The 24,377-nt window shown below is 70.0% G+C and carries 22 protein-coding genes; 16 read left to right on the plus strand and 6 right to left on the minus strand.

Features of this window, described 5'->3' with window-relative positions; translation table 11 throughout:
- The first annotated feature begins 18 nt into the window (after positions 1 to 18).
- The 5 genes from ACT9AS_RS00400 to cfa all read left to right on the plus strand — a co-directional run bounded on the left by ACT9AS_RS00400 (position 19) and on the right by cfa (position 8,200).
- The gene (locus ACT9AS_RS00400; RefSeq protein WP_445098137.1) at positions 19 to 1,902 is read left to right on the plus strand and encodes a S8 family serine peptidase; all 1,884 of its coding nucleotides are present in this window, start codon (positions 19 to 21) and stop codon (positions 1,900 to 1,902) included.
- 147 nt (positions 1,903 to 2,049) lie between these two features.
- Complete coding sequence (locus ACT9AS_RS00405) at positions 2,050 to 2,916, plus strand: HAD family acid phosphatase (RefSeq protein WP_445098138.1); 867 nt, start codon at positions 2,050 to 2,052, stop codon at positions 2,914 to 2,916.
- Between the two features lie 82 nt (positions 2,917 to 2,998).
- Entirely contained in the window at positions 2,999 to 3,949 is a 951-nt protein-coding gene (locus ACT9AS_RS00410; RefSeq protein WP_445098139.1) for a hypothetical protein, read from the plus strand.
- A gap of 48 nt (positions 3,950 to 3,997) precedes the next feature.
- Complete coding sequence (plsB, locus tag ACT9AS_RS00415; protein WP_445098140.1) at positions 3,998 to 6,841, plus strand: glycerol-3-phosphate 1-O-acyltransferase PlsB; 2,844 nt, start codon at positions 3,998 to 4,000, stop codon at positions 6,839 to 6,841.
- Positions 6,842 to 6,985: 144 nt separating this feature from the next.
- Positions 6,986 to 8,200 (plus strand): cyclopropane fatty acyl phospholipid synthase, encoded by a 1,215-nt coding sequence (gene cfa, locus ACT9AS_RS00420; protein ID WP_445098141.1) that lies wholly within the window; start codon positions 6,986 to 6,988, stop codon positions 8,198 to 8,200.
- Positions 8,201 to 8,451: 251 nt separating this feature from the next.
- On the opposite strand, the gene ACT9AS_RS00425 is transcribed toward cfa, so the two are convergent.
- Positions 8,452 to 8,670 (minus strand): DUF465 domain-containing protein, encoded by a 219-nt coding sequence (locus tag ACT9AS_RS00425; protein WP_445098142.1) that lies wholly within the window; start codon positions 8,668 to 8,670, stop codon positions 8,452 to 8,454.
- A gap of 90 nt (positions 8,671 to 8,760) precedes the next feature.
- Between ACT9AS_RS00425 and ttcA the strand changes: the two genes are divergently transcribed.
- The 3 genes from ttcA to ACT9AS_RS00440 all read left to right on the plus strand — a co-directional run bounded on the left by ttcA (position 8,761) and on the right by ACT9AS_RS00440 (position 11,725).
- On the plus strand, positions 8,761 to 9,633 hold the full coding sequence (gene ttcA, locus ACT9AS_RS00430) for a tRNA 2-thiocytidine(32) synthetase TtcA (RefSeq protein WP_445098143.1): 873 nt from the start codon (positions 8,761 to 8,763) through the stop codon (positions 9,631 to 9,633).
- A gap of 72 nt (positions 9,634 to 9,705) precedes the next feature.
- Positions 9,706 to 10,608 (plus strand): recombination-associated protein RdgC, encoded by a 903-nt coding sequence (locus ACT9AS_RS00435; RefSeq protein WP_445098144.1) that lies wholly within the window; start codon positions 9,706 to 9,708, stop codon positions 10,606 to 10,608.
- 292 nt (positions 10,609 to 10,900) lie between these two features.
- Positions 10,901 to 11,725: a YgjP-like metallopeptidase domain-containing protein gene (locus ACT9AS_RS00440; RefSeq protein WP_445098145.1), complete on the plus strand. Its 825-nt coding sequence runs from the start codon at positions 10,901 to 10,903 to the stop codon at positions 11,723 to 11,725.
- Here ACT9AS_RS00440 and ACT9AS_RS00445 read toward each other — a convergent pair.
- Both ACT9AS_RS00445 and hemH read right to left on the minus strand, forming a co-directional pair.
- A complete protein-coding gene (locus ACT9AS_RS00445; RefSeq protein ID WP_445099003.1) occupies positions 11,722 to 12,585 on the minus strand; it encodes an alpha/beta fold hydrolase in 864 nt (287 codons plus the stop codon). The two genes, ACT9AS_RS00440 and ACT9AS_RS00445, sit on opposite strands and share 4 nt — an antisense overlap.
- Before the next feature lie 25 nt (positions 12,586 to 12,610).
- Positions 12,611 to 13,612, minus strand: coding sequence for a ferrochelatase (hemH, locus tag ACT9AS_RS00450; RefSeq protein ID WP_445098146.1), 1,002 nt, complete (start codon positions 13,610 to 13,612; stop codon positions 12,611 to 12,613).
- A 184-nt stretch (positions 13,613 to 13,796) separates the two neighbouring features.
- On the opposite strand from hemH, the gene ACT9AS_RS00455 reads away from it, so the two are divergent.
- From ACT9AS_RS00455 to ACT9AS_RS00480, 6 genes are all read left to right on the plus strand, one after another.
- The gene (locus ACT9AS_RS00455; protein ID WP_445098147.1) at positions 13,797 to 14,681 is read left to right on the plus strand and encodes a YSC84-related protein; all 885 of its coding nucleotides are present in this window, start codon (positions 13,797 to 13,799) and stop codon (positions 14,679 to 14,681) included.
- 47 nt (positions 14,682 to 14,728) lie between these two features.
- Positions 14,729 to 14,998, plus strand: coding sequence for a Sec-independent protein translocase subunit TatA (tatA, locus tag ACT9AS_RS00460; RefSeq protein ID WP_445098148.1), 270 nt, complete (start codon positions 14,729 to 14,731; stop codon positions 14,996 to 14,998).
- Positions 14,999 to 15,050: 52 nt separating this feature from the next.
- The gene (gene tatB, locus ACT9AS_RS00465; protein WP_445098149.1) at positions 15,051 to 15,401 is read left to right on the plus strand and encodes a Sec-independent protein translocase protein TatB; all 351 of its coding nucleotides are present in this window, start codon (positions 15,051 to 15,053) and stop codon (positions 15,399 to 15,401) included.
- Complete coding sequence (tatC, locus tag ACT9AS_RS00470; RefSeq protein ID WP_445098150.1) at positions 15,388 to 16,152, plus strand: twin-arginine translocase subunit TatC; 765 nt, start codon at positions 15,388 to 15,390, stop codon at positions 16,150 to 16,152. The genes tatB and tatC overlap by 14 nt, the downstream gene beginning before the upstream one ends.
- Before the next feature lie 17 nt (positions 16,153 to 16,169).
- The gene (locus ACT9AS_RS00475) at positions 16,170 to 16,877 is read left to right on the plus strand and encodes an RDD family protein (protein ID WP_445098151.1); all 708 of its coding nucleotides are present in this window, start codon (positions 16,170 to 16,172) and stop codon (positions 16,875 to 16,877) included.
- Positions 16,878 to 16,977: 100 nt separating this feature from the next.
- Positions 16,978 to 18,204: a metallophosphoesterase gene (locus ACT9AS_RS00480; RefSeq protein WP_445098152.1), complete on the plus strand. Its 1,227-nt coding sequence runs from the start codon at positions 16,978 to 16,980 to the stop codon at positions 18,202 to 18,204.
- Positions 18,205 to 18,301: 97 nt separating this feature from the next.
- Here the strand turns inward: ACT9AS_RS00480 and ACT9AS_RS00485 are convergent, their stop codons facing one another.
- The 3 genes from ACT9AS_RS00485 to ACT9AS_RS00495 all read right to left on the minus strand — a co-directional run bounded on the left by ACT9AS_RS00485 (position 18,302) and on the right by ACT9AS_RS00495 (position 20,973).
- On the minus strand, positions 18,302 to 19,210 hold the full coding sequence (locus ACT9AS_RS00485) for a hypothetical protein (RefSeq protein ID WP_445098153.1): 909 nt from the start codon (positions 19,208 to 19,210) through the stop codon (positions 18,302 to 18,304).
- Between the two features lie 115 nt (positions 19,211 to 19,325).
- Entirely contained in the window at positions 19,326 to 20,162 is an 837-nt protein-coding gene (locus ACT9AS_RS00490) for a BPSS1780 family membrane protein (protein ID WP_445098154.1), read from the minus strand.
- A gap of 82 nt (positions 20,163 to 20,244) precedes the next feature.
- Entirely contained in the window at positions 20,245 to 20,973 is a 729-nt protein-coding gene (locus ACT9AS_RS00495) for a glutamine amidotransferase (RefSeq protein ID WP_445098155.1), read from the minus strand.
- 104 nt (positions 20,974 to 21,077) lie between these two features.
- Between ACT9AS_RS00495 and glyQ the strand changes: the two genes are divergently transcribed.
- Entirely contained in the window at positions 21,078 to 22,019 is a 942-nt protein-coding gene (gene glyQ, locus ACT9AS_RS00500) for a glycine--tRNA ligase subunit alpha (protein WP_445098156.1), read from the plus strand.
- The gene (gene glyS, locus ACT9AS_RS00505) at positions 22,019 to 24,217 is read left to right on the plus strand and encodes a glycine--tRNA ligase subunit beta (RefSeq protein WP_445098157.1); all 2,199 of its coding nucleotides are present in this window, start codon (positions 22,019 to 22,021) and stop codon (positions 24,215 to 24,217) included. Before glyQ ends, glyS begins: the two co-directional genes overlap by 1 nt.
- Positions 24,218 to 24,377 lie beyond the last annotated feature (160 nt).

Here is a 24,377-nt window from a genome sequence, read left to right on the forward strand (position 1 = left end):
ACAACCAGGGAATTGAACATGACATCCAGCAATAACCCGATCCGCATGAGCCTGATGGCCACCATGATCGCCTCCGCGCTGGCCGCTCCCGCGGCGATGGCCGCCAATGGCCAACTGCAAGTGCGGCCGATGGCCGCGCCGACCACCGTCGCCGACCACGGCGCCCGGTTGATCGTCCGCTACCACGACGAGCGCGCGCCCCGGACCAACAAGCTGCAGACCGTCAACGGCGCGGCCAACCGGGCGCACGCCGCCCGGGCCATCCGCAGCGCCGCCGATGCCCGCCAGCCGGCACCAACCGCAAGCCATATGCGCCAGCTCGCGGTCGGCGCGGACCTGTTCCGGCTCTCGCACGATGTCGGCGCCGCCGAGCTGGCTGCGCTGGTCCGCGAGCTGAAGGCCGACCCCGCGGTGAAGTCGGTCGACCTCGACCGCATGGTGCAGGCGGTCGACCGGCCTCAAGCACGCATGCCGGTGGCCAGCGGCGACCTCGCCCAGCCGCAGCTGACCGTCGACGACGAGTACTTCAACAGCCACCAGTGGCACCTGCAGGCCAGTGCCGGCGGCATCGACGCGCCGGCGGCGTGGGACGTGTCCACCGGTGAAGGCGTGGTGGTGGCCGTGCTCGACACCGGCATCGTCGCCCATCCGGACATGGACGCGAACATGCTCGATGGCTACGACTTCATCACCGACGCCGCCGTGTCCCGCCGGCCGACCGACGACCGCGCGGCCGGCGCGCACGACTACGGCGACTGGTACGACGCCGGCGAGTGCGGCAAGCCCGTCGGGGCGACCAGTTCGTTCCATGGCACCCATGTCGCCGGGACCGTCGCCGAGCTGAGCAACAACGGCAGCGGCATGGCCGGCGTGGCGCACAACGCCCGGGTCCTGCCGGTGCGCGTGCTCGGCAAGTGCGGCGGCTACCCCTCCGACATCGCCGACGCAATCGTCTGGGCCGCGGGGGGCGATGTCCCCGGCGTGCCGGCCAACGAATTCCCGGCCGAGGTCATCAACATGAGCCTGGGCGGCGGCCAGAGCTGCCCGTCGATCACCCAGGATGCGATCAACACGGCCGTCGCGCTTGGCACCACGGTCGTGGTCGCCGCCGGCAACAGCAACGACGATGCGGCCAACTATTCGCCGGCAAGCTGCGACAACGTGGTGACGGTTGGCGCAGTGGGCATCACCGGCGCCCGCGCCAACTACTCCAACTATGGCGCCGCCGTCGACCTGGCCGGTCCGGGCGGCGGCGTGGTCGAGGGCAATCCGGACGGTTACGTGTGGCAGGCAGGCAATGATTCGGCGACCTCGCCGGAGCTGGGCACGCCGACGTACATGGGCATGGCCGGCACCTCGATGGCCGCGCCGCACGTGGCCGGCGTGGTCGCGCTGGTCCAGAGCGCCGTGGTGGCCTCCGGCGCCGCGCCGAAGACGCCGGCGGAGATCGAAGCGATCCTGGTCGACAGCGCCCGGCCGTTCCCGGGCACGCCGGACAAGCCGATCGGCAGCGGCCTGCTCGACGCCCCGGCAGCGCTCGCGCAATTGCTCCCGCCCTGTGACCCGGAAGTCGAGGATTGCGGTCCGGACCCGATCGCGTTGCTCGATTCGGTGCCCGTGCGCGATCTGGCCGGCAATGCCGGCAACGAGGTCCTGTACAGCATCGAGGTACCGGCCGGCTCGACCATGCTGAGCGTGATGACCTACGGCGGCAGCGGCAATGTCAGCGTGTACGCGAGCGCCGGCGAGGAACCGACCACCGAGGCTTACGACCTCAAGTCCTCGCGCCCGGGCAACAGCGAGACCATCCGCGTACGCAACCCCGCGGCCGGCACCTATTACATCCTGGTGGTGGGTGAGAACGCGTACCGCGGCGTGACCATCCAGGCCCGCGTGAACTGATCCGGTCACCTGCGGCATGCGTCAACGGACAACCCCGGCTCCGGCCGGGGTTTTTCGTGCCCGCAGGACCGGCAGGCGGTCGTGCGGCCGGTCCGGCCCATGGCTCGACTTCGATAAACTCGCGGCACCTTTTCACCGGTCCCCGCCATGCGCCACCTCATCGCTCCCGCGCTGCTCGCCCTCCTCCTGTCCGGTTGCCAGCACGCGGCACAGCGCGAGGACGTGGCCGCAACCGCCGCGGTACCGGCCGACGACAACCTCAACGCGGTGCTGTGGATGCAGGCCTCCGTCGAGTACGACGCCGCCGCCACGCAAACCTACCGCGCCGCGATCGCCGGCCTCGACGCCGCCCTCGCCGATCCGGCGTGGGATGCGCTGGTGCCGTCGGAACGCGCCAACCCCGCCACCGGCCTGCCGCCGGCGGTGATCCTCGACATCGACGAGACCGTGCTCGACAACTCGCCCTACCAGGCTCGCCTGGTCCGCGACGGCACCGAGTACGCCAGTGCGACCTGGGCGGACTGGGTCGCCGAGCGCAAGGCCACCCCGGTGCCGGGCATGGTCGAGTTCGCGAAAGCCGCCAGCGCGCGCGGCATCACGCTGGTCTACATCACCAACCGCACCGAGCAGATGCAGGCCGACACCCTCGCCAACCTGCGCGCGGTCGGATTGCCGGCCGACGACGCCGCGTTCCTCGGCAAGGGCACGGTGGTGGAGGGCTGCAAGCAGGCCGACAGCGGCGACAAGCACTGCCGCCGGCAACTGGCCGGCCGCAGCTACCGGGTGCTGATGCAGTTCGGCGACCAGCTGGGCGATTTCATGCAGGTCGAACCCAATACCCCGGCCGCGCGCGACGGCCTGATGGAGGCGCACGGCGCTTGGTTCGGCCGCCGCTGGTGGATGCTGCCGAACCCGAGTTACGGTGACTGGCAGCCGGCGCTGTTCGGCAACGACTGGGGCAAACCGGCCGATGCGCGCCGCGCAGCCAAGCGCCAGGCGCTGCAAGGGCGTTGAGCTGAATCCGCGACGGGCTTGGCTTGTACGCCATGGCGCCGCCGGCCAAGATGCCCCTCTGCGACGGGGGGAGCCGCACCGCATGTCCTTGATTCGACGCGTCATCGTTGCGCTGTTGCCGGTTGCCGCGCTTGCCGTGGTGATCGCCGCGGTGGTGCTTGTCGGCGGCTGCGAGCGCAAGCCGCCGGCAGCGGCCGCGCCGGTCGCCACGAAGCCCGCGCAGGCGCTGCAGCTGCTGATCGACGACCTTCACCGCAACGACCTTTCCGCCTACGCCCGCCACGCATTGCCGCCGGCGTTGCACGCGCGGATGTCGACGGCCTGGACCGAAGGCCGCACGATCTGGCCGCTGACCGAATTGCCGCTGGACGACCGCCTGCCCGCGTTCATCACCGTGCTGGCCGCGCCCGGCTCCGAGAAGGCCCTGCTGGCGGCCTACAACCGCCAGTTCGCCGGCGCCGACCGCGAGTTGCGCAGCGCCGCGGCGACCCTCGGGCTGTTCGCGGTGCAATACGTCAGCGGGGCGGACGAATACAGCGAACCCGAGCGTGAGCACTACACCCAGTTGATCGCGGCATTGAGCCAATGGGGCCGGCAGGCACCGCTGGGCGATCCCGCGCTGGCCCGGGCGGCGCTGCCGCAGCTGATCGCGGCGGCGCGCCTGACCGGCCTGGCCGGCGGCGTCGGCACGTTCCACGCGATCGGCATGGACCGCAGCCTGGGCCGGCTGGGGCCGTTCCTGGGCCGCGTGAAGAAGGTGCTGGCCGGTTACGGGCTGGATCTCGACCAGGCCCTGTCCGGCGCCCGGGTGGCGCTGATCGAACAGACCGGCGATACCGCCCGGCTGTCGCTGGACTACAGCCTGGGCGGCCAGCCGGTGGCCGCCGAAGTGCGGGTCGAGCGGCGCGACGACCGTTGGTACCTGACCGACCTGCTGCGCCACGCCGAGGCGGCCGCCGGCCCGGCCCCGCCGACCGGCGATCCGGCCCCGGCGGAACCCGAAACGCCGCGGCCGGACCTGACCGCGCGCTGATCGCCCCACGCGGCGCGCCGCCATGGCGCCCGCGAGCGAACCGGCATAATGCGACCAATGCCCAACCAGACACCCCTGCCATTCCCCGGCAAGCCCGGCACCGACCCGTCCGCGGCCCGCGACCCCGACCCGGCCGCGCCGACCGCCCCGGACGCCCCCGTCGACCCGGCCGAAATGACCCTGGCCGATGCGATGCAGCCGCCACGGACCGAAGTACCGGGCGATGCTGCGCTCGACGCCGTGCCGCCGTTCGAGCCCGGTGCGACCCTCGGCGACGCCCCGCGCCAGCCCGAGCTGCCGATCGAGCCGGCCGATGCCCCGCCGCCGGCCACGCCGCGCGTGCCGATTGCACGCCGTCCGCCGATCGCGGCGCGGCGGCCGTGGTGGGCGCGCCTGCTCGGGAAACTGATGGCGCCGTGGGTGTCGCTGACCATCGAGCCGAAATCCCCGGCCGACCACGCCCACGGCTTCGCCGGCCGCCCGGTCTGCTACGTGCTGGAGGACTACGGCCTGTCCAACGCGCTGATCCTGGAGCGCGCCTGCCGCGAGACCGGCCTGCCCTCGCCACTGCAACCGCTGCCGGGCGACCCGCTCGGACGCAAGCGTGCCTACGTCGCGCTGTCGCGCCGCAATGTCAGCGCGCTGCCGCCGCTGCCGACCCTCAATCCCGCGGCGCCGACGAGCAAGACCCACTCCGAATCGCTGGCGCGCCTGCTCGACGCCCACCGCGAGGACCCGTCGCTGGACGTGCAACTGGTGCCGGTGTCGATCTTCGTCGGCCGCGCGCCGGACAAGACCAGCGGCTGGTTCTCGGTGCTGTTCTCGGAGAACTGGGCGCTGGTCGGCCGCTTCCGCCGGCTATTGGCCATCCTGCTCAACGGCCGCCACACCACCGTCCGCTTCGCCCCGCCGGTCGACCTTCGCGAGACCATCAACGAGGGCCTGCCGCCGGAACGCACCGTGCGCAAGCTGTCGCGCGTGCTGCGCACCCACTTCCGGCTGATCCGCGCGGCGGTGATCGGCCCCGACCTGTCGACCCGGCGGCTGCTGGTCGACCGCGTGCTCGCGACCGAGCCGGTCAAGGAGGCGATCGCCGCGCAGGCCCGCCGCGACAACGGCCAGTATGCCGACGCCTGGAAGAAGGCCCACGCCTACGCCTACGAGATCGCCGCCGACTACTCGCACCCGGTGGTGCGCTCGGCCAGCTTCCTGCTGACCTTCGTCTGGAACCGGATCTACCGTGGCGTACTGGTCCACCACCTCGACACCCTCAAGCGCGCCGCGCCCGGGCACGAGGTTATCTATGTGCCCTGCCACCGCAGCCACATGGACTACTTGCTGCTGAGCTACCTGCTCTACACCAAGGGCATCGTGCCGCCGCACATCTTCGCCGGCATCAACCTCAACCTGCCGGTGATCGGCACCCTGCTGCGCAAGGGCGGCGCGTTCTTCGCCCGCCGCAGCTTCCGCGGCAACGCGCTGTATTCGGCGGTGTTCCGCGAGTACATGGCGCAGCTGGTGTCGGGCGGCTACTCGATCGAGTACTTCATCGAAGGCGGGCGCTCGCGCACCGGCCGGCTGCTGCCGCCGAAGGGCGGCACCCTGGCGATGACCGTGCGCGCCTACCTGCGCCAGCCGACCCGGCCGGTCCTGTTCCAGCCGATCTACATCGGCTACGAGAAGCTGATGGAGGGCAACAGCTACCTCGACGAGCTGACCGGCAAGCCGAAGGAAAAGGAATCGATCTGGCAGCTGGTCACCGGCATCCCCAAGGTGCTGCGCAGCAACTACGGCCAGGTGGTGGTCAACTTCGGCGAGCCGATCCTGCTCAACGACATGCTCGGCGAGCACGCGCCCGGCTGGCAGGGCGAGGCCTTGCCTGACGACGACAAGCCGGCGTGGCTGTCGACCACGGTCGATGCGCTGGCGCAGAAGATCCAGGTCAACGTCAACCGCGCCGCCGACGTCAACCCGATCAACCTGCTGGCGCTGGCACTGCTGTCCACGCCCAAGCACGCGATGGGCGAAGGCGACCTGCTGGCCCAACTCGCGCTCAGCAAGACCCTGCTCGACGAGATGCCGTTCTCCGACCGCGTCACCGTGACCCCGCACGCACCGGCCGAGATCGTCGCCCACGGCGAGGAGATCGGCATGCTGACCCGCACCGTGCACCCGCTCGGCGACGTGCTGCACGTGCGCGGCGACAACGCGGTGCTGCTGAGCTACTTCCGCAACAACGCGCTGCACCTGTTCACCGCGGCCTCGTGGATCGCCTGCTGCTTCCAGCACAACCGCCGCATGGCGCAGGAAAGCGTCCTGCGGTTGGGCCGGAGCGTCTATCCGTTCCTGCAGGTCGAACTGTTCCTGCCGTGGAGCGAGGACGAGTTCGTCGAACGGCTCGCGCGCACCATCGACGTGTTCATCCGCGAGGGCCTGCTGGAACGTGTCAGCGACGAGGACGGCGGCATCCTCGCGCGCAACGCCGGGCAATCCGACGAGGTGTTCCGCCTGCGCGCGATCGGGCACTCGCTGCAGCAGGCGTTCGAGCGCTACTACATCGCCATTTCGGTGCTGGTGAAAAACGGCATCGGCACCCTGTCGGCCGGCGAACTGGAAAGCCTGTGCCAGCTCGCCGCCCAGCGCCTGAGCCTGCTGTACGCCCCGGCCGCGCCGGAGTTCTTCGACAAGACCCTGTTCCGCGGTTTCATCCAGAAACTGCGCGAACTGAAACTGGTCTGGGTCGACGCCAACGGCAAGCTGGTATTCGACCAGCAACTGGAGGCCTGGGCCCGCGACGCCAAGTTCATCCTCGGCCGCGAGCTGCGCCACAGCATCGAGAAGGTCAGCCCGGAAGCAGCCAAGCCGGAAGCGCAGGAGATGCCTGCGGATTGAGCCCGTCGGCCGCCCTTCGCGGCGGCGGCTGCGACCCGGCCCGGGCGGCGCTACCATGGCCCGTGGCCGAAGTCGTCGCGGATCGGCCACGTTACGGGGCAACTGCACGTCCACGCCGGCCGCGACCCAGCCGAGGACCACGCAATGGCACCTCCATCGCCCATCGTCGATGAGCTGAAAGACACGCCGGACGAGGCGTCCGCCACACCCGTCCCGGACGCCCCCCGACTCGACACCGCGCCGCAACAACTGGTCGCCGGCCTGCTCGGCAAGGCCGACATCCGGATCAACGGCGAGCGGCCGTGGGACATGCAGCTGCACGACCCCGCGGCGCTGGAGCGGGCGCTGGCCGAGGGCAACCTCGGGCTCGGCGAGGCCTACATGGCCGGTGCCTGGGACTGCGAGCAGCTCGACGGCTTCTTCGACCACCTGCTGCGCGCCCACCTCGACCGCGAGGTGCAGCCGGCACGGCTCGCCTGGCACGCGCTGCAGGTGCGCGTGTTCAACCGCCAGAACCGCACCCGCGCGTGGCAGGTCGGCAAGGCGCACTATGACCTCGGCAACGACTTCTACGAGGCGATGCTCGACCCGCTGATGGCGTACTCCTGCGGTTACTGGCGCGACGCCGACAACCTGGCCGACGCGCAGCGGGCGAAGCTCGACCTGATCTGCCGCAAACTCGGGCTGCAGCCGGGCATGCGCGTGCTCGATATCGGCTGCGGCTGGGGCAGCCTGATGGGCTTTGCCGCCGAGCATTACGGCGTGCAGTGCGTCGGGGTGACGGTGTCGAAGGAGCAGGCGGCGTGGGCACGCGAGCGCTACGCCGGGTTGCCGCTGGAGTTCCGGCTGCAGGACTACCGCGAACTCGACGCGGCGTCGCTGGGCGGGCCGATGGACCGGCTGGTCAGCGTCGGCATGTTCGAGCACGTCGGGCGCAAGAACCATCGCGTCTACATGGAAGTCGCCGAACGCTGCCTGGCCGACGACGGCCTGTTCCTGCTGCACACGATCGGCAAGAACCGCCGCGACTCGGTCCCCGACCGCTGGATCGACAAGCACATCTTCCCCAACGGCGACCTGCCGTCGGTGGGCCAGGTCGGCGACGCGATCGACGGCTTGTTCGTGGCCGAGGACCTGCACAACTTCGGTGCCGACTACGACCACACGCTGATGGCCTGGCACGCCAATTTCGAGGCCGCGTGGCCGCGCTTCGCCGACGCGCTGGGCGAGACCTTCCACCGCAAGTGGCGCTACTACCTGCTGTCATGCGCCGGGGCGTTCCGCGCGCGCGAGTTGCAGTTGTGGCAGTGGGTGCTGAGCAAGGACGGCGTGCGCGGCGGGTATCGGCGGGCAGTGTAGGCCGGCACGAATGCCACCCGCTTCCCTGTAGGAGCGACGTAAGTCGCGAATGCGCGGGGAATCGGGGCATCCGGCCAGTGGATCCGCGTCAGCCCGCGCCGGAGCAGTCGGATTGCTTGCGGGCGGCGTTGCGGCAGCCCCATCGGTACCGAATGACGGTTCCTGCGCGTTCGCGACTTACGTCGCTCCTACAGCCGGAGGGGCGTCCCTTCGGGCAGGCGGGTCGGTCAATCCGGGGGCACGGCGGGGCGCTACGCCGGCTCGTCGGGGATCAGGTCGCTCTGCAGGCGGGCGATGCAGTCCTTGAGCCACAGCTTGCGTTTCTTCAGCCGCTTGAGGGTCAGGTCATCGTGGACTTCGAGGCTGCCGAGGGCCGACAGGCGGGCGATCGCGGCGTCGAGGTCGCGGTGTTCCAGCCGCAACGCTTCCAGGCGGCGGTTGATGGCGGCGGGGTCGTCGGTCTCGCTCATGGCACCCAGCTTAGCGCGCCCGCCCGGCCACACGCGGTGCGACCGCCGACTCGGCCGGTGCGACGGCGGCCCGGTAGAATCGACGGTCCGATGAGTACCGTCCTGCCCCTGCTGAACGAGGCGCCCGCCGCCGACACCCTGCCGCTGGCCGAGCCGCCGTCGCGCGCCGGCGAGCTCGACCGCCTCGGCAAGCGCCTGCGCCACCAGGTCGGCCAGGCGATCGCCGACTTCGGCATGATCGAGGACGGCGACAAGGTGATGGTCTGCCTGTCCGGCGGCAAGGACAGCTACACGATGCTCGACGTGCTGCTGCAGTTGCAGAAGAAGGCGCCGGTGTCGTTCTCGATCACCGCGGTCAACCTCGACCAGAAGCAGCCCGACTTCCCCGAGCACGTGCTGCCGCAATACCTGGAATCAATCGGGGTCGACTACCGCATCCTCGAGCAGGACACCTACTCGGTGGTGACCCGGGTCGTGCCCGAGGGCAAGACGATGTGCTCGCTGTGCTCGCGGCTGCGGCGCGGCGCGCTGTATTCCTTCGCCGAGGAGCAGGGGTTCACCAGGATCGCGCTTGGCCACCACCGCGACGACCTGGTGGCGACGTTCTTCCTCAACCTGTTCTTCCACGCCAAGGTCTCGGGCATGCCGCCCAAGCTGCTGTCGGACGACGGCAAAAACGTGGTGATCCGCCCGCTGGCCTACGCCGCCGAGGCCGACATCGCCCGCTACGCGCGGCTGAAGGATTTCCCGATCATCCCGTGCAACCTGTGCGGCTCGCAGGAGAACCTGCAGCGCAAGCAGGTGCAGCGGATGATGGCCGACTGGGAGCGCGAGATGCCCGGGCGGATCGAAACCATCGCGCGTGCGCTCGGCGACATCCGGCCATCGCAGCTCAGCGACCCGAAACTGTTCGACTTCCTCGGCCTGTCATCCGCCCCGACACCCGGCTCGATTGCCGGCTGATTCCCTTCCCCGCGTCGCGACCGCGCAACCCGTTTGCGCGGCGCCGGCGACGCACTTGCCAATGGACCCTGCATGTTCTTCCGCAACCTGACGTTCTTCCGCTTCCCCGCCAGCACCAAACTCGACGAGCTCGACACCGGCCTCGACGAGTGCCAGCTCAAGCCGGTCGGCCCGCTCGAGTTGTCCTCGCGCGGCTTCGTGTCGCCGTTCGGCCGCGACAGCGAGGTGCTGGCGGCGCGCCAGGGCGACGCGATCTGGCTGACCGTCGGCGGCGAGGACCGCTTGCTGCCGGGTGCGGTGGTCAACGACATGCTGGCGCGCAAGCTTGACGAGATCGAGCAGAAGGAAGGCCGCAAGCCCGGCGGCCGCACCCGCAAGCGGATCAAGGACGAACTGATCACCGACCTGCTGCCGCGCGCGTTCATCAAGCCCAGCCGCACCGACGCGCTGCTCGACCTGGAGCACGGCATCGCGGTGATCGACAGCTCCAGCCGCAAGTCGGCCGAGAACGTCTGCAGCGAGGTGCGTCGCGCGCTCGGCAGCTTCCCGGCACTGCCGCTGAACGCCGAGGTCGCGCCGCGCTCGATCCTGACCGGCTGGGTCGCCGGCGAGCCGCTGCCGGACGGGCTGTCGATCGGCGACGAGTGCGAACTGCGCGACCCGGTCGACCAGGGCGCGGTGGTCAAGGTCCAGCGCATGGACCTGCACAGCGACGAGATCGCGCGCCACCTGGAGACCGGCAAGCAGGTCACCCGGCTGGCGTTGAGCCTGGACGACCACGTCAGCTTCGTGCTCGGCGAGGACCTGGTGGTACGCAAGTTCAAGCTGCTCGACGGCGCGGTCGACCAGCTCGACAGCGGCAACGCCGACGACGCCCGCGCCGAGATGGACGCGCGCTTCGTGCTGATGAGCGCCGAGGTCAAGCGGCTGTTCGCGGTGCTGGAGTCGGCGCTGAAGCTGAGCAAGGCGGACTGAGCGGGGGCGAATCCGGCCCCTTCGCGCGGGCGAGTCTCGTGACGCGGATGCGTTCGCAGGGCAAACGCCCTCCAGACGCGAGCGTCCTCATGTAGGAGCGACGTAAGTCGCGATTTCACTGCTCCCGCATGGGAGCGGATGGCTCCCGGTTGCTGCACAAGCTCCCGGAGCCACCCCTCGTGAAACTCCATCGCAACCCAACGGAAGGATTTCGGCCACTTCGAGGAATTCGCGACTTACGTCGCTCCTACAATGGTGGGGTCCCGGGTCGGGATGCCGCGCGGTGCCGTCCATGCCCAATCCGTTCCGCCTGCTGGGGCCGAAGCCGCGCACGATCAAGCGCGATGCGTTCGAGCTGGTGCTGGACGACGGGCGGGCGATCGAGGTGCAGCGCGTGCGCGATCCGCGCGCGCGGCGGATCAAGCTGTCGGTCGACGAACGCGGTGCGCGGCTGACCCTGCCGACGCGTGCGAGCAAGGTCACCGGCGAGCGCTTCGCGGTCGAGCATCGCGACTGGCTGGCGCTACAGATCCAGCGCCATGCGCTCGACGCGATGCCACGGCTGCAACCGTTCCAGTCCGATCGCCTGCCGCTGCGCGGCGGCGAGGTTCCGTTGCGCTGGCAGACCGGGCGTCTGTGCATGGTGCAGCGCGAAGCGCGGGATGACGCAGCCACCGTCTTCACCGTATCCGCGCGCGCCGGCAGCGCGGCGATCGCCCGCGCCCTGCGCGACTTCTACGAGGCCGAGGCGCGCGCCGATGTCGGTCGCTGGCTGCCGCGCTACCTGGGCGGCCTGCCACGGCCGCCGCGGCGGTTCCGGTTCAAGCAGATGAGTTCGCAATGGGGCTCGCTGGCGCCGGACGGCAGCGTCGCGCTGGACCTGTCGCTGGTGCTGGCGCGGCCGTCGGCGTTCGAGTACGTGCTGGTGCACGAGCTGTGCCACCTGATCCGCCCGGACCATTCGCGCATGTTCTGGCGTGAAGTGGAATCGCGCTGCCCGCGCTGGCGCGACGAACGCGATTATTTCCGTACCGAGGGGCGACGCCTCAAGGCGGGTCTGCGCGCCCTGCTGGATGCAGGCGGCGACATCAGCGCCGGTACCGGAAAGCCCGGCTAGCCCGTTTGGCCGGGCTCGCCCGCGCGCAGGAAGTCGCCGATCGCCGCGGCCACCGCATCCGGCTGTTCCATGTGCAGGTGGTGGCCGCCGTCGAGCACGACCAGCTCGCCATTCTCCAGGCAGTCGAAGCGCGCACGCCGCAGCGCGTCCGGGAAGTAGTGCTGCGCGGGTTCGGCGTAGATCACCCGGACCGGGCATTCGATCGCGGCGAGCAGGTCGCGCACCTGCGCCTCGCTCAGGCGCACCGCGGTGTCGCGGGTCAGGCGTGGGTCGCTGCGCCAGGTGAACCCGTCGTCGCCGACCTTGATGATCCCGCGCTCGACCAGCAGGCGCGCGGCGTCCTCGTGGATCCCGCCCGCCTGGACGCGCGCGCGCACGGCACTGGTCGCATCGGCGAACAGCCGCAGCGGCCGGCGTGCCGAGCGTGTCTCGCAGAACGCTTCGCGCAGGCGCACCGCGGTCCTGGCCTCGTCCTCGGCCAGCGCACCGAGCGCCTCGATCGCCAGCAGTCGCTCGATCCGTTGCGGCGCGGCCGCCGTCATCAGGCTGGCGACGCCGGCGCCCAGCGAATGACCGAGCAGGCCGAAGCGATCCCACCCCAGCGCGTCGGCGGCGGCGAACACCGCGCGCGCCATGTTCACCACGGTGTAGCCCGCCGCCAGCGGCAGGTGGGCGCTGGCGCCGTGGCCCGGCAGGTCGAGGGCGACCAGTTCGATGCCGTCCAGCCGCCGCGACAGCGGCACGAAGCTCGCGGCGTTGTCGAGCCAGCCATGCAATGCGAGCACTTTCGGCGCACCGGCGGTGCCGCCGCGCAGGCCGGCCAGCCGGCCGAAATCGGTGTCGACCGCGAACTCGCGCAATGGCGCGTGACTCACGCCGCCGACCTCATCGCCAGGCGTCCAGCTCGCGCCGCGCGATCGTCGCCAGCACCCTTGCATGCGCCGGGCTGTCGTTGAGGCACGGGACGTAGCGCAGGCTGCCGCCAAGCGCGGCGAAATCCTCGGCCAGCATCATCGCGACTTCTTCCAGCGTCTCCAGGCAGTCGACCGCGAAGCCGGGGGCGACCACGTCGACCGTGCGCACGCCCTGCCCGGCCAGCCCCGTCAGCGCGGTGGCGGTGGCCGGTTCGAGCCAGCGCTCGCGGCCGAAGCGCGACTGGTAGGCCAGGCTCCATTGCGACGGTCCCAGCCCGAGCGCGGCCGCGATCGCGCGCGCGCCGGCCTCGCATTGCAGCGGGTACGGATCGCCGGCGTCGACCACGCGCTGCGGCAAGCCGTGGAACGAGAACAGCAGGTGTTCACCCGCCCCGTGCGTTTCACGGTGCTCGCGGATCGACTGCGCAATCGCGGCGACCCAGTCCGGTTCGAGGTGGTAGTCCTCGACCAGTCGCGTCTGCATCCCCTCGGCGCGCTCGACGACATCGCCCACCGAGGCGGTGGTGGTGGTCGAGTACTGCGGATACAGCGGCAGCACCAGCACCCGGCGCGCGCCCCCGCCCTGCAACCGCTGCAGGATGGTGGACAGCGCCGGCTCGCCGTAACGCATCGCGTCGACCACGCGCACGCCCGGCATTTCGTGCTGCAGGGCCACGGCCAGGCGCCGGGTGTAGGCCGCCAGCGGCGAACCGTCGTCCAGCCAGACGCTGGCGTACTTGCGTGCAACCGGCGGCGCGCGCAACGGCAGGATCACCCCGCGAAGCAATGGCTGCCACAGCCACGGCGACAGCGAGACGACGCGGCGGTCGGACAGGAACTCGCCGAGGTAGCGACGCACCGCGGCGGCGGTCGGCTCGGACGGGGTGCCGAGGTTGACCAGCACCACCGCGGTGTCGGACGTGGAGGGGTCCTGCCCGGAGGCGCCGGGCGCCGGGGTCTGGGTTTCGCTCATCCGCATAGGATGCCAGCTGTGGCCGGCGGGGTCGCGCCGACGCGCGATGTTCGCCCGCGATTCATCGCGGTGGCACTAGCGTGGGAACCTCACGGCCAATGCACGGTCGGATTGCAGGCGCAGTCGGCGTTGCATCCGTCGTACCGCCTGCCACACTGATTTCTTCGCCTTTCCGGAGTTCGCCATGTCGATCTTGCCGCGCCTCGCCGTCCTGCTGCTCGCCACCGGGCTGGCCATTCCCGCCATCGCCGGCGTCGCCGAGGACGAACGCGCCCGCAATGCGCTGCGGGTGCTCAACGAAATCCAGGCGATTCCGGAGTCGGCCATTCCCGACATCCTGTTCGACGAGGCCAAGGCGATCGTGGTCGTACCCGACACGCTCAAGATCGGGCTGGTGATCGGCGGCCGGCGCGGCCACGGGCTGGTATCGGTCAAGACCCCGCAGGGCACCTGGTCGAACCCGGCGTTCGTCAAGCTGACCGGCGGCAGCATCGGTTTCCAGGCCGGCGTGCAGTCGTCCGACGTGGTGCTGGTGTTCACCAGCCAGCGCGGGCTGGACTCGATCGTCAACGGCAAGATCACCCTCGGCGCCGACGCCAGCATCGCCGCCGGCCCGGTCGGACGCAGCACCGGCATGGCCACCGACGGCCGTCTGAAGGCGGAAATCTGGTCGTGGTCGCGGGCGCGCGGGCTGTTCGCCGGGGTCGCGCTCGACGGCGCGGTGCTGAGCATCGACGACGACGCCAACCAGGCGGTGTACGGCCAGGGCACCACCCCGCGGATGATCTTCGAGAACCGCGCCGGCCAGCGCCCATCGGACGCGGTGGTGGGTTTCCGCGACCAGCTGGAAGAAGCCAGCGCCGCCGCCCATGCCGCGCGCGCCGGTGAAGCCACCGCCCCGGCGGCCCGCACCGCCGCGCCCGCGCCGGCCATCGAGCCGCCGTACCCGCAGGCACAGCCGACCGCCCCGGTGCAGGCGCCGCAGCCGCAGCCGTTCGAGCCGGTCGACAGCCCCTACTCGGCGAACCCACCGGCCATCCAGACCGAGCCGCTGCCACCGACGCCCTGACGGGCCTTGCGGTATCCTCGTCACCCGACTTTCCGGCGAGCAAGACGATGGGCAGTTTCAGCATCTGGCACTGGTTGATCGTGCTGGTGATCGTGGTGCTGGTGTTTGGCACCAAGCGCCTGAAGAACGTGGGCAAGGACCTCGGCGAGGCGGTCAAGGGCTTCAAGCAGGGCGTCCACGACGACGAGCGGCCGGCCGAGCGGCTGGCCGACGATCGCGACCGCGGCGACGACGTCGCCGACGGCAATCGCAGCCACACCGGTGCCGATCCCTCCGCGCCGCACAAGCCGACGGTGACCCCGGGCGACCGCAAGTGATGCCGTCCGGGAACCGCTGAACCGGCCCGTGGACTGACCGGTACGTCTCGTCATGTTCGACATCGGCTTCTCCGAGCTGTTCATGGTCGCGATCGTGGCCTTGCTGGTGCTCGGCCCTGAACGCCTGCCCAAGGCCGCGCGCTTCGCCGGCCTCTGGGTGCGGCGCGCGCGGGCGCAGTGGTATTCGGTGAAGAGCGAGCTGGAGAGCGAGTTGGCCGACGAGGAACTGCGGCGCAGCCTGCGCGCGACCCAGGACGAACTGCGCAACGCCCGCGAGCAGTTGCGCGAAAGCGGCGAGGCGATGCGCCGGGACGTTGAATCCGGCATCGGCGTCGCCCAGCCCGCACCCGGGCCGGACGAATCCCACCCGCCCCCGGACGCCCGCGACCATGACCGATCCTGAGCACGGCGCGAACCCACAGGAAGGCACGCCGCGCCTGATCGACCACCTGGTCGAACTGCGCTCGCGGCTGCTGCGCGCGGTCGCCGGCCTGGTGCTGGTGACGCTGGTGCTGCTGCCGTTCGGCAACGACCTCTACGCCTGGCTCGCCGCGCCGCTGCTGGCCAAGTTGCCGGCCGGCGGCCAGTTGATCGCGGTCGAGGTCGCCAGCCCGTTCTTCGCGCCGGTCAAGCTGGCGTTCTTCGCCGCGCTGATGATCAGCACGCCGTGGCTGCTCTACCAAGCGTGGGCGTTCGTCGCGCCCGGCCTGTACCAGCGCGAGAAGCGCCTCGCGGTGCCGTTGCTGGCCTCGGCGGTGGTGTTGTTCTACGCCGGCTGCGCGTTCGCCTATTTCCTGGTGCTGCCGGCGGTGTTCGGCTTCCTGACCCGGATCGCGCCCGAGGGCGTGGCGATGATGACCGACATCAGCGCCTACCTCGACTTCGTGCTGGTGATCTTCCTGGCGTTCGGCGCCAGCTTCGAATTGCCGGTGGCGCTGGTGATCGCGACCCTGCTCGGCTGGGTCACGCCGGCGCAGTTGCGCGAGTCCCGCGGTTACGCGGTGGTCGGCATCTTCATCGTCGCCGCGGTGATCACCCCGCCCGACGTGGTCTCGCAACTTATGCTGGCGATCCCGATGTGCCTGCTGTACGAAGTCGGCATCCTCGCCGCGCGCTGGCTGGCGCCGGCCGACGCGGCGACGACGCGGGATTGAACACGGGCGCGTCGCCGTTGACGCAACCGGTCCGCCATCACCCGGCCAGTTTCTGGCAACGCAGCGTCGCCTGGTCGATCGACGCGGTGCTGGTCGCGCCGCTTTCCGGGTGGCTCGCGTGGCCGTGGATCCTGGCGCCCGCGCAGGCGTGGATCGAACAGGTCCGGAAGCTGCTGCAATACATCGGACAGACCATGGGCGAGGCCATCCTCGCCAGCGCGTCGCTGCCGCAACTGGCGATAGCGCTGCTGCACGACCCGGACCTGGAAGTGGCAGTCGCCGCCGTCCGCACCGCCACCTGGGCGATGGCATGGCCGGCACTGCTCGCGTTCGCCCTGACCGGATTGCTGTACCACGTCGCCTTCGAACGCTCACCGTGGCAGGCCAGCCCGGGCAAACGCCTGCTCGCCCTGCACGTCGCCGACCGCGAAGGCAGGCGTCCCGGCATCCGCCGCGCGGTATCGCGATACCTGGCCGGCGCGCTGTCATGGGCGACGCTCAACCTCGGCCACCTGATGGCGCTTGCGGGGCCGGATCACCAGGCCCTGCATGACCGCGTCAGCGGTACCGCGGTCGTCCGCAACGGCGGATCACGGACGACGTTGCCGCACTGGGCCCGGGTTTGGCTCGCGTTGCTGATGCTGGCGGCTGCGGGAGCGACATTCCGGCTCGCCGACGCCGCGGCGGCGACCTTGCGCACCGCGCTGGAACACGCACTGTTCTGAGCGGTTCGCCGCGGATAGGGTGATGCATGCAGTATTGCGGATGGCGGTCGGTAGAACGCCCGTACCGGAGCGGTCTCGAAATACCTGAAGGAGCAACGAGGTGCTTAAAAGGATTTTTCTTGTTTTTCTCGCTTTGTTCGTGCTGTTGCTGCTGTCCCTCGCCATCTGGTCACGCACAAGCGGCGTTACGCTCACCGGCCCCGACAACCAGCAACTGGGGTGGTCGGCGGATACCGGCGAATGGTTGTTCCTGGGTTATCCCACCGGTCCGCAGCGTCGTGACGGGCCGTATGTGCTTCGCGAGGGCGACGCCTACTTTGCCCTCGACGTGATCCCGCGTGACGGTGGCAGCGTCGAGGTCGTCCGTACACCCGTCGAGGGGCCGGTCGAGGTCGTGATGGACGATGGGGACGCCGCGACTCCGTTGAGCTTCGATGTGCCGCTGCACGGCGCGCATGGCCATGCACGCGAGGCGACGCGCTGGCCGATGCCGGAACGCCTGCTGGCCGTCTCCGACCTTGAAGGCGAGTTCGAAGCGTTTACCCGCCTGCTGCGTGGCAATGGCGTCATCGACCCGCAACTGCACTGGCAGTGGGGCAGCGGCCACCTCGTGCTTGTCGGCGACATGGTCGACCGCGGCGACAACGTGGTGCCGTTGCTGTGGCTGGTCTATCGCCTCGAAGCGGAGGCGCGCGCTGCCGGTGGCGCCGTGCACTACCTGCTGGGGAACCACGAGCAGTACCTGCTGCAGGGCCGGCCGAAGTACCTGCACCCGAAATACCACGGCACGATCGAAGCCACCGGGCTGGACCACGGCGCGTTATGGTCGGCCGACTCCGAGCTCGGCCGCTGGCTGCGCACCCGGCCGGTCATGGTGCAGGTCGGCGACAACCTGTTCGTGCATGGCGGCATCGGCCCGCTCGCGCTCGACACCGGTTACTCGATCGAGGCCATCGATGCGCTGGCGGCACGCTACATGGATGTGAAACGCGGCGACACCGGTGCGCGCGATGCGGTGGTCCTGCTGCACAAGTCCGGCGGATTGCTCAAGTACCGCGGACTGGCGGTTGTCGGAAGCAAGCATCCGCGGGCCGACGCGGCCGATGTCCAGCGCGCGCTTACGCACTTCGGCGTGCATCGGATCGTGATCGGACACACCCCGACCGAGCATGTCGGCCAGGATTACGACGGGCGCGTCATCCGCACCGATGTGCATCATGCGGGCGGCACCAGCGAGGGCGTGCTGTTCGAATCGGGCAAGCCCTGGCGGGTCGACACCTCGGGCCGCCGCAGCCCCCTGGTGCAGGCGGTGACCCCGTCGCGTTAGTGCCGTCGCGGCAACGCATTTCCACGACGCCATTGAGCCCGGTCCGTTGTTCCGGGAACCGTGCGCGGGCCGCATTCCGGCCCGCGCACGGTGACCATCACGCCGTCAGCGCCTCGCCCGGTGCAGCCACCACATCGTCGTCGCAGACATCACGCCACAGGTGGTACATCGCGCCGAGCATGACCACGTACATGGCCAGCACGCCCAGCAGGTACAGCGGCACGCCGAGCACGATCGCCAGCCATGCCCCCGCGATCTTGGCCAGCACGCCGACCAGCATCGCCAGCAACAGCACGACCACGCCGACCACCACCATCGCCACCACCACGGCAATCGTGAAGACCAGCAGCGGCAGCAGGTTCTTGAAGGCACCGGCAAAGCCGTCGCCCAGTGCCGGCAGGATGCCGCGGTCGCGCAGCGCGATCTGGCACAGGCCGATCGCCTGCACGCCGTACATGACCACGCCGATGACCACCGCCAGCAACGTGGCGATGCCCAGCCCCTCGGGCAGCGCGGCCATCGGCGGCGGTGCGCCGGCCATCGATGCCTGCATCACCTGCGCGTACCAGCCGACCACGCCACTCGCAAACACCGCGAGCAGGCCCACCAGGAGCACGTTCTGGACGATCGCCAGCACCACCACCAGGCCGATCGTGCGCAACGAGGTGGCAAGGTCGCCGAAGCCCCCGAACACATCCAGCGCACGCGCCGGGGAATTGTTTTCCACCGCGTGGATCAGCCGCAGGAAGCCGACGATCAACATCGAGATCAACACCAGCATCACCAGCGTGAGCAACACCATGCTCACGGCCATGATGGTCATGCCCGGGCCGAGCATCGCAACCGCGGTGGCCTGGAGCAGGCCGGCGCCGAACGCCACCACCAGCACGGTGATCGCCAGCAATGCCGCACCACCGAAGACCGCCTTCGGATTGCTGCGGCCCAGGTTCACCGCATTCTTCAACCAGCCGAGGCCGGCCATGGGTCCTACCGCTCGTGTCGTCATTGCATTCCTCCCCAGGAAATCATTCCTTGAATACGCCGGCCGTCGACCGGCGCGCTTGATTACCGCACGATGATCCGTGCGGCTCCGCCCTCCCCGAGGGCCAATCCTCTCGGCCTCAGGCCTCGAATCCGTGCGCCGACGACGCAACCACCGGCGCGTCGCCGACAAGCTGCCGCCAGGCCAGGTAGACCGCGCCGGCCATCACCGGCAGCAGCATCGCCATCAGCAGCAGTTGCACCACGAACATCGACGCCTGCGCGCCGATCGCGAACGCCAGCAGCGCGCCCAGCAGCTGCAGCGCCAGGCTCAGCGCGAACGTCGCGATCAGCAGCAGCACTATCATCACCAGCAGCGCGCCGACATTGCGCAGGCAGGCGCGGAAGCTCAGCGCCATCGCCGCGAACGCGCCGCGGTCGGTGAACATCACTTCCGGGATCGCGACGAAGGTGAAGAAGCCGGTCACCACGCCGACCACGACCACGGCGAGCAGCCACAGCATCAGGCGCCCGGCCGGCAGCGACTCCACCAGCGCCGGGTCGGGATTGGTCTGCATCTGCAGCAACGCCTGGTTGAGGTGCTGCAGCTCGTCGGGACCGACGATCACCACCATCAACAACCCCATCAGCAGCAGCGCGGCGACCTGCGGCAGCAGCATCGCCAGCAGGCGCGGCAGCTTGCCGTCGCGCACGCCCTGGATGAGGTGGGCCGGCGTCGCGCTGCGGCCCTGGTCGACCTCGCGGGCCGCGTAGACGATGCCGCCGAACAGCAACGGCCCGGCGAGGGCCAGCAGCAGGCTCAGCCACAGCTGGCCGCTGGCGGTGGCCAGCGCCGACAGTCCGCCCCAGATCAACCCGAGCAGGCCCAGCGCCAGCGGCGCCTTGCGCAGCAGGGCGATGCCGCCGAGCAGCCATTCCGCGCCCGCGCCAAAGGGCACCTTGCGAATATCGTTCATTGCCCACCACCTTCGAGGAGAGGCCGCCGGTTGCGGGCGGCAATGCCGCAACTTAGCAAGCCGGCGGCGCCACGGTCATCTTTCAGCGCGCGTCGGCGCGTTCGCGCACGACGTGGACGAAGCGGCGCAGCACCCGTCGCGCCTCGGGCGCGGCGCCGACCGCGGCGAGCATCGCCTGCGGGTCCAGGCCCTCGCGCTGCAGCGCGACCTTGCGTGCCTGGATGTAGCCGCGCATGTGGGTCGCGCTGAATTCGGGATGGAACTGCACGCCCCAGGCGCTCTCGCCCCAGCGGAACGCCTGGCAGCCGTCACCGGCCGAACGCGCCAGGGCGACCGCGCCGTCGGGCATCCGCAACACCGACTGCAGGTGGGTCAGCTGGGCCGCGAACCGCGCCGGGATCGCCTCGAACAGCGCGTCGTGGGCCGCCGCCGGCAGCAATTCGACCTCGAGCGTGCCCATTTCGCGCCCGCGCGGGTTGTCGCCGACCTCGCCACCGAGCGCATGCGCCAGCAGCTGGTGGCCGTAGCAGATACCGAACAGCGGCAGCCCGGCGTGGGCGGCGTCGCGCAGCCACGCGGCGGTCGCCTCGCTCCAGTCGAGCCGGTCGGTCACCATCGCGCCGGAGCCGGTGACGATCGCGCCGGCAAATCCCTCGCGGCCCGGCAGCGGCTCACCACGTTCGACATCGACCACCACTGCGTCGTCGCGCGACAGCCCGGCGGCGACGCGGATCCAGTGGGCGAAGTCGCCATGGCGACGCATCGGCGCGACCGGCTTGCCGGTTTCGAGGATCAGGAAGGGGGCGTTCATCGGGTCTCGGGAAAAGGTTGCGGGCCGGCGCGGTCAGGCCGCACGGGCGGGGCCGGATGGCCGGCCGCCGTATACTAGCCCGCTTTGCACCACGGTCCCGAGACATGTCGCACGCCGGCGAATCCAACCGGGCTTCGGCCCCGACGTTCCAGCAGTTGATCCAGCGCCTGAACGCCTACTGGGCCGAGCAGGGTTGCGTGCTGATCCAGCCGCTCGATGTCGAGGTCGGCGCCGGCACCTTCCACCCGGCGACGTTCCTGCGTTCGCTCGGGCCGGAGCCGTGGAACGCCGCCTACGTGCAGCCCTGCCGCCGCCCGACCGACGGCCGCTATGGCGACAACCCCAACCGCCTGCAGCGCTACTACCAGTACCAGGTGGCGATGAAGCCGTCGCCGGACAACATCGTCGAGCTGTATTTCGATTCGCTCAAGGCACTCGGCGTCGATCCGCTGGTGCACGACCTGCGACTGGTCGAGGACAACTGGGAGTCGCCGACGCTGGGCGCCTGGGGGCTGGGCTGGGAGGTCTGGCTCAACGGCATGGAAGTGACCCAGTTCACCTACTTCCAGCAGGCCGGCGGCATGGAGTGCAAGCCCGTCCTCGGCGAGATCACCTACGGCCTGGAACGCCTGTGCATGTACCTGCAGGGCGTCGACAACGTGTTCGACCTGGTCTGGACCCATGGTCCGGACGGCAGCCCGGTGACCTACCGCGACGTCTACCACCAGAACGAGGTCGAGCAGAGCACCTACAACTTCGAGCACGCCGACGTGGCCGAGCTGTTCCACCGCTTCGATGCCTGCGAGGCCGAGGCCGCCAAGCTGGTCGAGCTGGGCCTGCCGCTGCCGGCCTACGAGCAGGTGATGAAGGCCAGCCACAGCTTCAACATGCTCGACGCCCGCCGCGCGATCAGCGTGACCGAGCGCCAGCGCTACATCCTGCGCGTGCGCAAGATTTCGCAGGCGGTGGCCGAGGCGTACTTCGCCCAGCGCGAGAAGCTCGGCTTCCCGGGACTGAAGCAACCGGCCGGCCAGGAGGCCGCGTGATGACCGACCACACCAACAACATGCAGCCGCTGCTGGTCGAGCTGGGCACCGAGGAGTTGCCGGTCAAGGCGCTGCCGAAGCTGGCGCAGGCGTTCTTCGACGGCGTCATCGACGGCTTGGCCAAGCGCGGCATCGCGTTCGACCGCGGCGAAGCAAAGCCGCTGTATTCGCCGCGCCGGCTGGCCGTGCTGCTGCCGGGCGTCGCCGCCGAGCAGTCCGAGCAGCGCTCCGAAGTGCTCGGGCCGTACCTCAACATCGCGCTCGATGCCGACGGCCAGCCGACCCGCGCACTACAGGGCTTCGCGAGCAAGGCCGAGGTCGAGTGGACCGCACTGGAAAAGACCACCGACGCCAAGGGCGAGCGCTTCGTGCACCGCTCGGTCAAGCGCGGCGAGAAGACCGCCGACCTGCTGGCCGCGGTCGTGACCGATGCGATCGCGGCGATGCCGATCCCCAAGCCGATGCGCTGGGGCGACCATGACTATGGCTTCGCCCGGCCGGTGCACTGGCTGGTGCTGCTGCTCGGCAGGAACGTGATCGACGCCGGCCTGCTCGGCGTGCGCAGCGACCGCATGAGCCGCGGCCACCGGTTCATGCACGACAAGCCGGTGTGGATCGGTGCGCCCGGCGACTACATCGAGTCGTTGCGTGGCGCAAAGGTACTGGTCGATCCCGACGAGCGCCGCGCGCGCATCGTCGCCGAGGTCGAGGCGGCCGCGGAATCCGTCGGCGGCAGTGCGCGGATCGACACCGGCATCCTCGAGGAGGTCAACGGCCTGGTCGAGTGGCCGGCCGCGGTCACCTGCGGCTTCGAACCGGAGTTCCTCGCGGTGCCATCGGAAGCTTTGATCGCGACGATGGAGACCCACCAGAAATTCTTCCCGGTACTCGATGCCAATGGTCGGCTCAGCGAGCACTTCGTCGGCATCGCCAACATCGAGTCGAAGGACATCGCCCAGGTAAGGCAAGGCTACGAGCGGGTGATCCGGCCGCGCTTCAGCGACGCCAAGTTCTTCTTCGTCGAGGACATGAAGCAGGGCCTGGCGTCGATGAATCAAGGACTGGCGACGGTCACCTACCAGAAGGCGCTGGGCAGCGTCGCCGACAAGGTTGCGCGGGTCGCCACCCTGGCCGAGGCGATCGCCGCGCAGGCCGGCGTCGAGCCGGAGCTCGCGCGCCGGGCCGCCGAGTTGTCGAAGGCGGATTTGCAGTCGCGGCTGGTCGGCGAGTTCCCGGAACTGCAGGGCATCGCCGGGCGCTACTACGCCGCGGTCGAGAACGAGCCGGTCGAGGTCGCCCACGCGATCGACGAGGCCTACATGCCGCGCTTCGGCGGCGATGCGATCGCGCCGTCGAAACTGGGCCAGGTGCTGGCGATCGCCGAGCGGCTGGATACGCTGGCCGGTGGGTTCGCGGCGGGATTGAAGCCCACCGGCAACAAGGACCCGTTCGCGCTGCGGCGCAATGCGCTGGGGTTGGCGCGGACGTTGATCGAGGCGGAGCTGGATGTCGCGCTTGACCCGATCCTCGCAGCGGCACGAGATGCCGTCGGCGCGGTGCAGGTCGGCAAGTCCGAGGCGGTTGCCGACATCGACGAGGTGCGCGAGTTTGTTTTCGATCGGCTGCGCGGTTACTACGCCGAACAAGGCGTTACGCCGCAGCAGTTCGAGGCGGTGTCGCAAGCGTGGTTGGCGATCGCGACGCACGTCGCTCCTACAGTCGCTTCGGCCGGTCCCGGCGTTTCCCAGCCTCCTGCAGGAGGGACGTCAGTCGCGATCGGAGCCGCCGGATCGCTGCACGACTTCGATCAGCGCATCAAGGCGATCGGCGAGTTCACCAAGCTGCCCGAAGCCGACGCCCTCGCCGCCGCCAACAAGCGCAGCCGCAACATCCTGCGCAAGGTCGAGGGTGAGCTGCCGACCGCGATCGATCCGGCGCTGTTCGCCGAGCCGGCCGAACGTGAGCTGGCCGCGGCGATCGACGCCGCGATCGAGGACACCGACCCGCTGCTCAAGCAACGCGACTACGTCGCCGTACTCGGCCGCCTCGCGCGGTTGCGGCCACAGGTCGATGCGTTCTTCGAGGCGGTGATGGTCAACGCCGACGACGACAGGGTCCGCAACAATCGCCTCGCGTTGTTGAAGCGGCTCAGCGACCGCCTCGGCAGCGTCGCCGCGATCGAGCACCTGTCGAGCTGAGGGCGCGACCTGCTCCCGCTAGCGGGAAATCATGCCGTTCCTTCTCCCGCAAGCGGGAGAAGGTGCCCGAAGGGCGGATGAGGGCACGCGACAGGGCAGCGGCGCACGAAGCTCCCATCCGCAGCGTTCGTCGCACACCAATGTCGCCTGCCCTGACCCC

The sequence above is a fragment of the Lysobacter sp. F60174L2 genome (assembly GCF_052547135.1).